This is a genomic window from Streptomyces sp. NPDC026659, assembly GCF_040638245.1.
Classification (GTDB): Bacteria; Actinomycetota; Actinomycetes; order Streptomycetales; family Streptomycetaceae; genus Streptomyces.
Genome location: NZ_JBEZXY010000008.1, coordinates 379,910 through 392,601, shown reverse-complemented (window position 1 = coordinate 392,601; position 12,692 = coordinate 379,910). Strand labels below are relative to the sequence as shown.

The window sequence follows — 12,692 nt, the reverse complement described above, 5'->3', positions numbered from 1 at the left end:
CGGGGGCGAATCGCCCCCCTGTTCTCAGCGCCCTCTTTCACACCGCCGGCAGGCCGAGGAGATCATGGGCAACCGCACGAGGAGACATGGACCGTTCCCGGGCGAGGGTGACGACCGCACGGCACGCCAACTCGCTGACCCCGAAGGACAGCGCCTCCGGCGACACCCACGCGGACGCCTCGTCGATCCCGTCCTGATCGTCCTCGGCGCGCGCCGTCACATAGGCGGCCGCCGCTTCGAACAAGTTGGGGGTACGCCGTGCCGGGCTCCCCACGGGCTTCACCTGTGAGGAGGTGCTGTGAAACCTGGTCGCGTACCTGCGAATCGCGTCGAACATGCGGACCGCCTTTCCCCTGACCGGGGTAGTCGCCGATCGAGCATCTGCCGTTGTTCACCGTAGAGTTGGAAATTCAACGGCAGAAGGGGACATGTCAGTGAAGCGGTTCGCGCGGCTGCGGGAGATCCGGCGGCTGGACCCGGTGGCCGACGCCCACGAGATCTATCGGCTCAGTGCGGCGTTCGAATTCCCGTGGGACTACACGAGGGCGCTGGAACTGGCTCTGTTCCGCACCTACGCCGTCCCGAGCATCGGACGTCTGCTGGCGGAGACGGCGGAGCTGACCGAACGCACGCAGAAGCGGTACGACGACACCTCACTGCTCCTCGACGCCGTCATGGAGCACGGCTTCGCCGCCGAGCAGGCCCGCACCGCGATCCGCCGTGTCAACCAGATGCACCGCGCCTACGACATCAGCGACGAGGACATGCGCTACGTGCTCTCCACCTTCGTCGTGATGCCCCGACGCTGGATCGACGCCTACGGCTGGCGGCGCCTGTCCCGGCACGAGGTCGTCGCCACCACCGAGTACTACCGCGCCTTCGGCCGCCACCTGGGCATCCCCGGCATTCCGGAGACCTACGAGGAGTTCGAGGCCCTGCTCGACGCCTACGAAGAGACCCACTTCGCCTGGGACGAGCGTTCCCGGCAGGTCTCCGACGCCACCCTCGACCTGATGGCGTCCTGGTACCCGCGCCCCCTCGCGCCCTTGCTGCGCACGACCACGCTCGCGCTGATCGACGAGCCCCTGCTGCGCGCCTTCCGGTACGAGCCGCCCGGCGCGGCGGCAACCGCACTCGTACGCCGCGTCGTGCGGACGCGTGGCCGTCTGGTCCGGCTGCTGCCACCGCGCCGCGCCCCGCACTTCGCCCGTCAGAACTGGGAGGTCAGAAGCTACCCGGACGGCTACCGGACCGCCGACCTGGGCACACGGCCCGTGCCCGGACTGGGCGGCTGCCCGGTTCGGCACACGCACACCCCGGCGGCCGACACACAGGAGTGAACGGAAGCCGGGAAGCGGCCGGTTGAGGCGGGCACGGCCGGACACGCGCCGGTGTCCACGCGCGCGCCCGCAGCCCGTCTCAGGGCTCGCGCACCGCCAGGGCCATGAAGTGGTCGTCCTGGTCGACGTACGACGTCATGCGCCAGCCCGAACCCGCGAGGAGCGGCGTCAGATTGGCCTCGGCGCGCAGGTCGGCCGGGGTGAGCTCCCGTCCCTGGCGTGCCGCCAGCGTCGCCCGGCCGATGGGATGGAACAGCGCGAGCACCCCGCCGGGCCGCACCACACGGGCCAGCTCACGCAGGTTCTCGGCGGGGTCCGGCAAGTGTGCGATCAGCCCCGCCGCGAAGACGGCGTCCAGGGACTCCGCGCGCAGCGGCAGCGCGACGACGTCGGCGAGCAGCAGTGCCGCGTCGCGGTCCCGGCCCGCGTCCACCGCGGCCTGGAGCATCGCCGGGGTCAGGTCGGCCCCGATCACCGTCCCCCCGGGCCCGACGGCGGACCGGAGGAACGGCAGCGCGCGTCCCGTGCCGCAGCCGGCGTCCAGCACGCGGTCGCCCTCGTTCAGCCCGAGATCGGCGACGCCGGCCTGGTAGGCCGGGCCGTCGTCGGGGAACTTGCTGTCCCAGCCGGCCGCCCGGGCGCCGAAGAACTCCTGGACGTGTGTGTGGTCGTCACTCATGTTCCGCATGATCTCTCACCGGACCCGATGACGCCGCCGCGCGCATGATCGAGCACGATACGACTCGTTCGTCGCAACTCTGCGTCATGCTGTGACAGCGTTTGTGTCATGTTGTGACACCTTTCGAAACGCGCCCCCTGCGTACGCCCCTGCCCCGGCTAGCGTCCGTGAGCCATGGGACACATGGACCACGCCGCCTTCGGCTGGCTGACCCCCGCACTGTCGTACGCGATGGCCTGCACAGGTGCCGCGCTCGGCCTGCGCTGCACCGTGCGCGCGCTCACCACCACCGGACGCGCGCGCCGCAACTGGCTCGTCACGGCCGCCTCCGCGATCGGCACCGGCATCTGGACCATGCACTTCGTGGCCATGCTCGGCTTCCGGGTGAGCGGCACCGACATCCGTTACGACGTGCCCCTGACCATTCTCAGCCTCGTCGTCGCCATGGTCGTCGTCTGCGCCGGTGTCTTCGCCGTCGGCTACGGCAAGGACCGCAACCGGGCCCTCCTGATCGGCGGCCTCACCACCGGTCTCGGCGTCGCCGCCATGCACTACCTCGGCATGGCCGCGGTGAGGCTGCACGGGCACGTGAGCTACGACCCCGCCCTGGTCGGCCTCTCGGTGGTGATCGCCGTCGTGGCCGCGACGGCGGCGCTGTGGGCCGGCCTCAACATCAGGTCGCCCCTCGCGGTGACCCTCGCCTCCCTGGTCATGGGCGCGGCCGTCAGCAGCATGCACTACAGCGGGATGTTCGCCGTGAGCGTGCGGGTCGACCCCTCGGGCACGCCACTGCCCGGAGCCACGGCGATGCAGTTCATCTTCCCGCTCGCCGTCGGCCTCGGCTCCTACCTGTTCATCACCTCGGCCTTCGTGGCCCTCTCACCCACGGCCGACGAGCGCGCGGCGTCCGCCACCGCCCAACGGCCCGTCGAGAGGGCCGCCCGCTAGCGGGAACCAGGACCCGGCAGTACCGAACCACGTACCGAGCGAGGAGGCCATGCGCCCACCCCGAAGCACCCCACAGGCCGCTGAGTCGACGCAGGCGCCGACCCCGCGACGCGGCCGCCGCGCGCACGCCGGACCGCCGGCCGACGAGCCCCTGGACGCGCTCCTCGACCTCCCGCCGGACTACGCGCCCCCGCGTGCGGGCCGCTGGCACATGCGCCCGCGCACCGTGCGCGCCAAGGTGGTCTGCCTGCTGATGGTGCCCGTGGTCTCCCTCCTCGCCCTGTGGGCGTACGCCACCGTCACCACCGCCCAGGACGTCACACGGCTGCGCCAGTCCCAGCGCGTGGACGACGAACTGCGCAGCCCCGTGGCAACGGCCGTCGCCGCCCTCCAGAACGAACGGACCGCCGCCGTCCGGTACGCGAACGACCCGGGCAAGGCCCACGCCGACGACCTCCGGAAGCTCGTGTCCCGCACCGACCGGGCGGTGGCCGCGCTGCGCCTCGGCGACGACAGCACCGTCGCCTCCGGCCAGGAACTGCCCGCCGTGGTGGGCAGCCGCCTGACGGCCTTCGTGACGGGCGCGGAACAACTGCGCACCCTGCGGACGGCCGTACTCGACCGCACGACCGGCTGGGACCGGGCGTACGCCCAGTACACGAAGACCATCGGCAGCGCCTTCGCCGTGGACGGTGCCCTCACCGGAATCCAGCGGTCCGACACCGGCTCCGACGCGCGCGTACTCCTGGAGTTCTCCCGCGCCGCCGAGGCACTGGCTCAGGAGAACGCCGTCGTCGCCGGTACCCGGCCGGCCACGGCGCTGAGCGGCGAACGGCTGCGGCTGTTCGAAGCCGCGGTCACCACCCGCCGTGCCCTGACCGACACGGCCGTCGCGGACCTGCCCGGCGCCCAGCGCGCGGCCTGGAACGGTGTCGCGAGCGACAGCGCCTACATGTCGCTCACGGCGAGCGAGAACGACGTTCTCGCCGCGGGCGGCGACGCGAGGACGGTCGACTCGTCGTCCGGGTCGGCCTGGACCGTCGCGTACACGCGCGTGCAGGACGGCATGTCCGCCGTGGCGGCGGACACGAGCCGGGAGGTCGCGGGCCGCACCGACCCGTTCACCGGGGGACTGCTCAGCCCCGCGGGCGCCGCCGTGCTCTTCGGACTCGCCGCGGTCGTCGCCTCACTGGTGATCTCCGTCCGCATCGGACGCGGCCTGGTGGTCGAGCTGGTGAGTCTGCGCAACGACGCTCTGGAGATCGCCCGGCGCAAACTCCCCGCGGCGATGCGGAAACTGCGCGCCGGTGAGGAGATCGACATCCGGGCGGAGGCCCCCGCCGGACCCCCGGCCGAGGACGAGACCGGCCAGGTCGCCGAGGCCCTGACGACCGTGCACCGTGCTGCCCTCCGCGCCGCCATGGAGCGCGCCGAACTGGCCAGCGGCATCTCGGGCGTCTTCGTCAACCTCGCCCGGCGCAGCCAGGTTCTGGTGCACCGCCAGCTCAGCCTGCTCGACAGCATGGAGCGGCGCTCCGACGACCCGGACGAGCTGAGCGACCTCTTCCGTCTGGACCACCTCACCACACGGATGCGGCGCCACGCCGAGAGCCTGATCATCCTCTCCGGAGCGGCACCCGGCCGGGCCTGGCGCATGCCGGTCTCCCTCACCAATGTGGTCCGCGCCGCCGTGTCCGAGGTCGAGGACTACGCGCGCGTGGAGGTCCGCCAGCTCCCGGCCGCCTCCGTCGTCGGCGCGGCCGTCGCCGACCTCACCCATCTGCTCGCCGAACTGGTGGAGAACGCCGCCCAGTTCTCGCCGCCCCACACCCGCGTGCGCGTCTCCGGCGAACCCGTCGGCAACGGCTACGTCCTCGAGGTCGAGGACCGGGGGCTCGGCATGGGCCCCGACGTCCTCGCCGACGCCAACCGGCGCATCGAGCAGTCCGAGGCCCTCGACCTCTTCGACACCGACCGCCTCGGACTCTTCGTGGTCAGCAGACTCGCCTCCCGGCACGGGATCAAGGTGCATCTGCGCACCTCGCCGTACGGCGGTACCACCGCCGTCGTCCTGCTGCCCACCGCCCTCGTGCACAACGGCCCCGAGGAACCGGAAACCGAGGGGCCCCCGGCGCTCCAGGAGCCGCGCCCCGAGTACGCGCGCGTGCCCGAGGCACCGTCCCACCCGCAGGCGGTCACCGCCCCGGCCGACCGCCCCGTGCTGGCCGTCACCGCCCCACCGGCGCCCACTCCGGCGCCCGAACCACCGCTTTCCGGAGTCAGCACCTTGAGGCCGCACCACCCACCGAACGACTCCGAGCCCACGGACGACCTCCCGCGCCGCGTGCGCCAGGCGAACCTCGTCCCCCAGCTCAGGCACCAGCGCCCCGAGGAGGCGGCGCCGGAACCCGAACCCGACGCGGACGACGCGCGCACCCCCGAACTCGTACGGCAGCGCATGGCGGCCTACCGCGACGGTTGGGCGCGCGGCGGCGGCAGGCGGCCCGGCCGCGCCGCCGTTCACGAGGCCCGAACGGGCAGCGACAGCACCGAAGGAGACCCGGCATGATCCAGAACTCCAACAGAACGGGCACGCAGCGGTCCGGCGAACTCGACTGGCTGCTGGACGACCTGGTGACGCGGGTGCACGAGGTGCGCCACGCGGTCGTCCTCTCCAACGACGGCCTGGCCGTCGGTGCCTCCAGCGGCCTCGGCCGGGACGACGCGGAACATCTGGCGGCCGTGGCCTCCGGCTTCAACAGCCTCGCCAAGGGCGCGGGACGGCACTTCGGCGCGGGCGGCGTGCGCCAGACCATGGTGGAGATGGACGACGCGTTCCTCTTCGTGGCGGCCGCCGGCGACGGCTCCTGCCTGGCGGTCCTCACGGCCGTCACCGCCGACATCGGCCTGGTCGCCTACGAGATGGCGCGCCTGGTCAAGCGAGTGGGCGAACACCTCTCCTCGGCTCCGCGCATCGTGGCGCGGCCGCCCGCCGCAGGATGAACCGGAAGGGTCGGCACGGATGACCGAGAACCCGCCAGGCGCCCTGGGGGAGCAGGGCAGCCAGTGGTACGACGGCGAGGCCGGGCCCCTGGTGCGCCCCTACGCCATGACCGGCGGGCGCACCCAACCCGGCCCGACGGGGGTGGCCTTCGACCTGATCGCGCTCGTCACGCTCGACCCCGCCGCACCCGGCATGGACGACGGGACCGCGCTCGGCCCCGAGCACCGGACCCTGATCGAGCTGTGCCGTACCGAGACGCAGTCGGTCGCCGAACTCGCGGCGGACGCGGATCTCCCGGTCGGCGTGGTCCGGGTGCTCCTCGGCGACCTCCTGGAGCTGGGCTGCGTCACCGTCAGCCGCCCGGTTCCCCCGGCCCATCTGCCGGACGAACGGATTCTGCGCGAGGTCATCGAGGGGTTGCGGGCGCTGTAGATGAACGTTCACGACCAGCCTGAGCCTCGTCCCTACGCCGTTCCGTACTCATTCGGCAAGCATTCGGCAGGGAATCAGTCACTTCGAGTGCTTTTCAGTCCGAACGCCCGCAGTGGTACCGGAGTTGTCATGATGCTGACCCCACGCTCCGAGCACGTCGACCGCAGCCGGCCCTCCCGAGAGAAGTGATCATGGCCTCTGAGCACTCCGACGCCGCCGACGACAGCTCCGCCCTGGCGCTGAAGATACTTGTCGCGGGCGGATTCGGCGTCGGCAAGACCACCCTGGTCGGCTCCGTCAGCGAGATCCGGCCGCTGCGAACCGAGGAGATGCTCAGTGAGGCGGGGCGGCTGGTGGACGACACCGGCGGCGTGGACCAGAAGGTCACCACGACCGTGGCCATGGACTTCGGCCGCATCACCATCCGCTCCGGCCTCGCCCTCTACCTCTTCGGAACACCCGGACAGGACCGGTTCTGGTTCCTGTGGGACGAACTGTCGCAGGGCGCCTTGGGCGCTGTGGTCCTCGCCGACACCCGCCGCCTCGAGGACTGCTTCCCGGCGGTCGACTACTTCGAGCACCGGCGCATCCCGTTCGTGGTCGCCGTCAACTGCTTCCCCGGTGCCCGTTCCTACGGCGCCCACGACGTCTCCCGCGCCCTCGACCTGGACTCGGGCACGCCCGTGGTCCTGTGCGACGCGCGGGACCGGGACTCCGGCAAGGAGGTCCTGATCCGTCTCGTCGAGTACGCCGGGCGGATGCACACCGCCCGGCTGCTGGACTCGGTGAGCTGAGACGCCGGTGGGTTGAGGCGCCGCGAGATGCTGGGTTGCGGCGCCCGTGAGGCGAGGGCCTCTCAGTCCGTCATGTCCTTCATCGCGACCACATGGCCGATGGGAACCCGGACCAGCAGTTCGCCCGGAACGCCGTTGCGGGCGCCGAACTCCTCGGCGCGCTCCTCGCCCATCTACCGTGCGGCGATCCGGGTGGCCCAGTGCCGGACCTGGTCCAGATCCTCCGTCAGGCGCGCGTCACCGTTGAGCACCACGAAGGAGTAGGGCGGCCGGTCGTCGTCCACGCACAGGGCGACGCGGCTGTCACGGGCGAGATTTCGCCCCTTCACCGTCTCCTTGCCGGTGTTGAAAACCAGCTCGTCACCGTCGAGCAGGAACCAGATCGGGGCGATATGAGGGCTCCCATCCGCCCTGACCGTCGCCAGCTTGCCGGTTCGGGTGCCGTACGAGACGAACGCCCGCCATTCCTCGTCGGTCATCTTCTGTGCCATACGCCCATCCTGCTTGCCCGGACGCCGGAGGTGGGGAAGGCTGGCCAATAGATCCTCCGGCCAGGGGGAGAGGTCGCACGGGGAGACGGAACATGGGGCATAACCAAGGACTTGGCTGGCTTCTTGACGATCTGACCGAGCGCGTGGACCACGTCCGCCATGCACTGGTCCTGTCGAACGACGGACTGGTCACCGGAGCCAGTACGGGACTGCGGCGGGAGGATGCGGAGCACCTCGCCGCCGTTGCCTCCGGTCTGCACAGCCTTGCCAAGGGATCGGGTCGGCACTTCGGGGCCGGCCGGGTCCGCCAGACGATGATCGAATTCGACGACGCCGTGCTGTTCGTCACCGCCGCGGGCTCGGGCAGCTGCCTGTGCGTGCTCAGCGGGGCGGAGGCGGACATCGGACAGATCGCCTACGAGATGACGGTGCTCGTCAACCGGGTCGGCGAACATCTCCAAGTGGACGTCCGACGACCCGAGCACACTCCCGTGGCAGACCTCTGACCTGGGGTTTGTCGCGTCCGCTGGAGTTATCCACAGGGCTGCCACGCTTCGCACGGAACCGGCTACGGTGTGTGCACGGCTGACGCACAGGGCGTGAGCCACACACTCCACGGGGGAGTCCGACCATGCCGGGAACCACCCTGACCGCACCGAGCCCCACCACCTGCACACCGAGCCGTGCCGCACGAGAACTGGGGCTGAACCGAGCCGAGTTCGAACTCGCCGTGCAGCTCGGCCGCATCCGCACCGTACGTGACGAGGTCGGCAGCGGCCGCCGCGTCGAACGCGCGGAGCTCGACCGCATCCGTGCCGACGACGGCTTCCCGGAGACTCTCCGGGCGCGCGTACGGCTCGTGACCACGACCGGGGCCGCAGCGCTCATGAACATCTCTCCGGGCCGCTTCGCCCGGCTTGCCCGCCTGGGACTGCTGGTACCGGTGCGCTTCTATCTCAACCGCTACCGGGTCGTGGTCTGGCAGTATCTCGCCGAAGAAGTGGAGGAGTTCGCGGCACGCGACATGAACGCCCATCTGCTGGAGGGCCGGACACCCGAGACCCTGAGGAGCCAGGTGGCGGCGGGCGTGGACCTGCGCGCCCGCAACTGGCGCGGCCGCCATCTCGGATTCCTGCTGAGGGATGCGGAAGGCGACCCCTGGGCGCGCGCCGGAGCGCTGGCGGCCCTGCTCCCGCCCGACGAGGTCGAAGCCGCCACCGAGAGTCCCGCCGAGCAGGCACGTCTGAACCGGCTCCGCCCGGTGCCACCCCGCCACGGCGCCCCGGGCACACCGTCCGCGGACATCGCCGAGGAACTGATGACGGCACAGGACCCGGACGAGATCATGTGGCTGCGCGCGGACCTGGAGCAGGCACTGGCGGAAGCCCGGGCGGCCTCCCCCGGGGAGGCGCGAGCCCGCTCGGGCCGACCGAGCCCCGCCTCGATGCCACGGCGGCCCGGCCCGCCGGTCCGTCCGCAGACTCCGGAAGCCGCGCGCGAACGCCGCAGGCTCCTGGCGTGGCTGCGCGGCCGACGCTCCCGGAACACCGTGGTGCCGACCGGCGCCGGACGTTCCGACGGGTCCCGAACCTGCCTCAGAGGGACCTGAACAGGCCTTCCTGGACGACCGACACCAGCAGATTCCCCTGCTGGTCGTAGATACGGCCGCGTGCCAGACCCCGGCCGCCGATCGCGATCGGGGACTCCTGGTCGTACAGGAACCACTCGTCGGCGCGGAACGGCCGGTGGAACCACATGGCGTGGTCCAGCGAGGCCATGTCGAAGTTCCGCTGCCCCCACAGGGGTTCGACCGGGATACGGACCGCGTCCAGGAGGGTCATGTCACTCGCGTAGGTCAGCGCGCAGGTGTGCACCAGCGGATCGTCGCCGAGCGGTCCGACCGCGCGCATCCACACCGCGCTGCGGGGATCGGCGCCGTCGATCTCCTCCGGGTTCCAACGCAGCCGGTCGACATAGCGGATGTCGAACGGCTGGCGGCGGGCCATCCGCTCCAGGGCCTCCGGCAGTGCGCCGAGATGCTTGCGGATCTCCTCGGCGACCGGCGGCAGGGATTCCGGGTCCGGCAGCTCACGGGCCGGCGGCAGCTGATGCTCGAACGGTCCTTCCTCGGGCTTGTGAAAGGAGGCGGTCAGATTGAAGATCGTGCGGCCCTGCTGCACGGCCGTGACGCGCCGGGTGGTGAACGAGCGTCCGTCGCGGACCCGCTCCACCTGGTACACGATCGGCACGCCGGGGCGACCCGGCCGCAGGAAGTACGCGTGCAGCGAATGTACGGGACGGTCGCCGTCGGTGGTGCGTCCGGCGGCGACCAGCGCCTGGCCGGCCACCTGGCCGCCGAAGACCCGCTGGAGGGATTCCTGCGGGCTTCGGCCACGGAAGATGTTGACCTCGATCTGCTCCAGGTCGAGCAGGTCTACCAGGCTCTCGGCCGGGTTCGTCATCGGTGGGTTCTCCTGTTGTTCACAACTGGCCGACATCGGTGACACGGACGACCGCACGGCCCTCCGCGTCGGAGGCGGCGAGGTCGACTTCCGCGCTGATGCCCCAGTCGTGGTCATCATTCGGGTCGTCGAAGATCTGGCGGACGCGCCACAGCTTGTTCTGCGGCTCCTCCTCGATCACCAGCAGCTTGGGGCCGCGGGCGTCGGGTCCGGTCCCGAGGTCGTCGTACTCGTCCCAGTACTTGTCCATGGCCTCGCCCCACGCCTCGGCGTCCCAGCCGGAGTCGGCGTCCATCTCGCCCAGCTCCTCGACCTGGTCCAGGGCGGCCAGCTCCACACGGCGGAAGAGGGCGTTGCGGACCAGCACGCGGAAGGCCCGCGCGTTGGCGGTGACCGGCTTCACCTGGTCGGCCTTCTCCTGGGCCTCCTCGGCGGTCATCTCCGCCGGGTTGGCCAGCTGCTCCCACTCGTCGAGCAGGCTGGAGTCCACCTGGCGGACCATCTCGCCGAGCCACTCGATGAGGTCCTGGAGGTCCTCGGACTTCAGGTCGTCGGGGATGGTGTGGTCGAGGGTCTTGTAGGCACTGGCGAGGTAGCGCAGCACGATGCCCTCGGTGCGGGCGAGTTCGTAGAAGGACACCAACTCGGTGAAGGACATCGCCCGTTCGTACATGTCACGCACGACCGACTTCGGCGACAGCGGGTGGTCGCCGACCCACGGGTGGCTCTTGCGGTAGGTGTTGTACGCGTGGAAGAGCAGCTCTTCCATGGGCTTCGGGTACGTGACGTCCTGGAGGCGCTCCATGCGCTCCTCGTACTCGACGCCGTCCGCCTTCATGGCGGCCACGGCCTCACCGCGCGCCTTGTTCTGCTGGGCGACCAGGATCTGCCGCGGATCGTCCAGCGTGGACTCGACCACGGACAGCATGTCGAGGGCGTAGGACGGCGACTCGGGGTCGAGCAGCTCGAACGCGGCGAGCGCGAACGTGGACAGCGGCTGGTTGAGCGCGAAGTCCTGCTGGAGATCGACCGTGAGACGCACGATGCGGCCCTCGGCGTCCGGCTTGTCGAGCTTCTCGACGATGCCGCCGTCCAGCAGGGAGCGGTAGATCGCGATCGCGCGGCGGATGTGCCGGAGTTGCTGCTTGCGCGGCTCGTGGTTGTCCTCGAGGAGGTGGCGCATCGCCTCGAAGGCGTTGCCGGGCCGGGCGATCACCGAGAGCAGCATCGTGTGCGTCACCCGGAACCGCGAAATCAGCGGCTCGGGTTCGGAGGCGATCAGCTTCTCGAAGGTGTTGTCCGTCCAGCCGACGAAGCCCTCGGGAGCCTTCTTGCGCACCACCTTGCGGCGCTTCTTCGGGTCGTCGCCCGCCTTCGCGAGAGCCTTCTCGTTCTCGATGACGTGCTCGGGAGCCTGCGCGACGACGAGACCGGCGGTGTCGAAGCCCGCCCGCCCGGCCCGGCCCGCGATCTGGTGGAACTCCCGCGCCCGCAGTGTGCGCACCCGGTTGCCGTCGTACTTGGTCAGCGCCGTGAACAGCACCGTGCGGATGGGCACGTTGACACCCACGCCGAGGGTGTCGGTGCCGCAGATGACCTTCAGCAGACCGGCCTGGGCCAGCTTCTCCACCAGGCGCCGGTACTTGGGCAGCATGCCGGCGTGATGCACGCCGATGCCGTGCCGTACGTAACGGGACAGGTTGCGGCCGAACTTGGTGGTGAAGCGGAAGTTGCCGATCAGCTCGGCGATCCGCTCCTTCTCCTCGCGCGTGCACATGTTGATGCTCATCAGCGCCTGCGCCCGCTCCACGGCCTGCGCCTGGGTGAAGTGCACGATGTACACCGGGGCCTGCTTGGTCTCCAGCAGGTCGGTGAGGGTCTCGGTGAGCGGGGTGAGCCGGTACTCGTAGGAGAGCGGCACGGGCCGCGTGGCCGAGCGGACCACCGAAGTGGGGCGGCCGGTGCGACGGGTGAGGTCCTTCTCGAAGAAGGAGACGTCACCGAGGGTGGCCGACATCAGGATGAACTGCGCCTGGGGCAGTTCGAGGAGCGGGATCTGCCAGGCCCAGCCGCGGTCGCCCTCCGAGTAGTAGTGGAACTCGTCCATCACGACCTGGCCGACGTCGGCGTTCTTGCCGTCGCGCAGGGCGATGGACGCCAGGATCTCGGCGGTGCAGCAGATCACGGGCGCGTCGGCGTTCACCGAGGCGTCGCCGGTGAGCATGCCGACGTTCTCGGTGCCGAAGAGCTTGCACAGCTCGAAGAACTTCTCCGAGACCAGGGCCTTGATCGGAGCGGTGTAGAAGGTGACCTCGTCACGGGCCAGCGCGGCGAAGTGCGCGCCCGCGGCGATCATGCTCTTGCCCGAGCCGGTGGGCGTCGAGACGATCACGTTCGCCCCGGAGACCACCTCGATCAGCGCCTCCTCCTGGTGGGGATAGAGCGTGAGACCGCGCTCGTCGGCCCACGACTCGAAGGCTTCGTACAGGGCGTCGGGGTCGGCGGTCGGCGGCAGCTGATCGATGAGGGTCACGCCCCCATC

The 12,692-nt window shown here is 70.8% G+C and carries 12 protein-coding genes and 1 pseudogene; 8 read left to right on the top strand and 5 right to left on the bottom strand.

What is annotated here, in order from left to right; translation table 11 throughout:
* Positions 1-37: 37 nt before the first annotated feature.
* Positions 38-337: a hypothetical protein gene (locus tag AB0E91_RS22305; protein WP_361784502.1), complete on the bottom strand. Its 300-nt coding sequence runs from the start codon at positions 335-337 to the stop codon at positions 38-40.
* Between the two features lie 97 nt (positions 338-434).
* Between AB0E91_RS22305 and AB0E91_RS22300 the strand changes: the two genes are divergently transcribed.
* Positions 435-1,340 (top strand): oxygenase MpaB family protein, encoded by a 906-nt coding sequence (locus AB0E91_RS22300; protein ID WP_361784620.1) that lies wholly within the window; start codon positions 435-437, stop codon positions 1,338-1,340.
* A gap of 79 nt (positions 1,341-1,419) precedes the next feature.
* Here AB0E91_RS22300 and AB0E91_RS22295 read toward each other — a convergent pair whose 3' ends face one another.
* Entirely contained in the window at positions 1,420-2,019 is a 600-nt protein-coding gene (locus AB0E91_RS22295; protein WP_361784499.1) for a class I SAM-dependent methyltransferase, read from the bottom strand.
* Positions 2,020-2,193: 174 nt separating this feature from the next.
* Between AB0E91_RS22295 and AB0E91_RS22290 the strand changes: the two genes are divergently transcribed.
* The 5 genes from AB0E91_RS22290 to AB0E91_RS22270 all read left to right on the top strand — a co-directional run bounded on the left by AB0E91_RS22290 (position 2,194) and on the right by AB0E91_RS22270 (position 7,197).
* Entirely contained in the window at positions 2,194-2,967 is a 774-nt protein-coding gene (locus AB0E91_RS22290; RefSeq protein WP_361784496.1) for an MHYT domain-containing protein, read from the top strand.
* Positions 2,968-3,016: 49 nt separating this feature from the next.
* Positions 3,017-5,536: a sensor histidine kinase gene (locus AB0E91_RS22285; protein ID WP_361784493.1), complete on the top strand. Its 2,520-nt coding sequence runs from the start codon at positions 3,017-3,019 to the stop codon at positions 5,534-5,536.
* Positions 5,533-5,970 (top strand): roadblock/LC7 domain-containing protein, encoded by a 438-nt coding sequence (locus AB0E91_RS22280; RefSeq protein WP_361784490.1) that lies wholly within the window; start codon positions 5,533-5,535, stop codon positions 5,968-5,970. The genes AB0E91_RS22285 and AB0E91_RS22280 overlap by 4 nt, the downstream gene beginning before the upstream one ends.
* Positions 5,971-5,989: 19 nt before the next feature.
* The gene (locus tag AB0E91_RS22275) at positions 5,990-6,403 is read left to right on the top strand and encodes a DUF742 domain-containing protein (RefSeq protein ID WP_161182446.1); all 414 of its coding nucleotides are present in this window, start codon (positions 5,990-5,992) and stop codon (positions 6,401-6,403) included.
* A 191-nt stretch (positions 6,404-6,594) separates the two neighbouring features.
* On the top strand, positions 6,595-7,197 hold the full coding sequence (locus AB0E91_RS22270) for an ATP/GTP-binding protein (RefSeq protein WP_161182445.1): 603 nt from the start codon (positions 6,595-6,597) through the stop codon (positions 7,195-7,197).
* Between the two features lie 62 nt (positions 7,198-7,259).
* Here AB0E91_RS22270 and AB0E91_RS22265 read toward each other — a convergent pair.
* Positions 7,260-7,688 (bottom strand): annotated as a pseudogene (locus tag AB0E91_RS22265) (PPOX class F420-dependent oxidoreductase).
* 92 nt (positions 7,689-7,780) lie between these two features.
* Here AB0E91_RS22265 and AB0E91_RS22260 point away from each other — a divergent pair.
* Positions 7,781-8,194, top strand: a complete 414-nt coding sequence (locus AB0E91_RS22260) for a roadblock/LC7 domain-containing protein (protein WP_161182443.1) — start codon at positions 7,781-7,783, stop codon at positions 8,192-8,194.
* Positions 8,195-8,319: 125 nt separating this feature from the next.
* Positions 8,320-9,297: a DUF6397 family protein gene (locus tag AB0E91_RS22255; protein ID WP_361784486.1), complete on the top strand. Its 978-nt coding sequence runs from the start codon at positions 8,320-8,322 to the stop codon at positions 9,295-9,297.
* Here AB0E91_RS22255 and AB0E91_RS22250 read toward each other — a convergent pair.
* Positions 9,284-10,150 carry an acyl-CoA thioesterase II gene (locus AB0E91_RS22250; RefSeq protein ID WP_018546454.1) on the bottom strand — a complete coding sequence of 289 codons (867 nt, stop codon included), beginning with the start codon at positions 10,148-10,150 and terminating at the stop codon, positions 9,284-9,286. The genes AB0E91_RS22255 and AB0E91_RS22250 overlap by 14 nt on opposite strands.
* A gap of 19 nt (positions 10,151-10,169) precedes the next feature.
* A complete protein-coding gene (locus AB0E91_RS22245) occupies positions 10,170-12,683 on the bottom strand; it encodes a DUF3516 domain-containing protein (protein WP_361784483.1) in 2,514 nt (837 codons plus the stop codon).
* Positions 12,684-12,692: the final 9 nt, after the last annotated feature.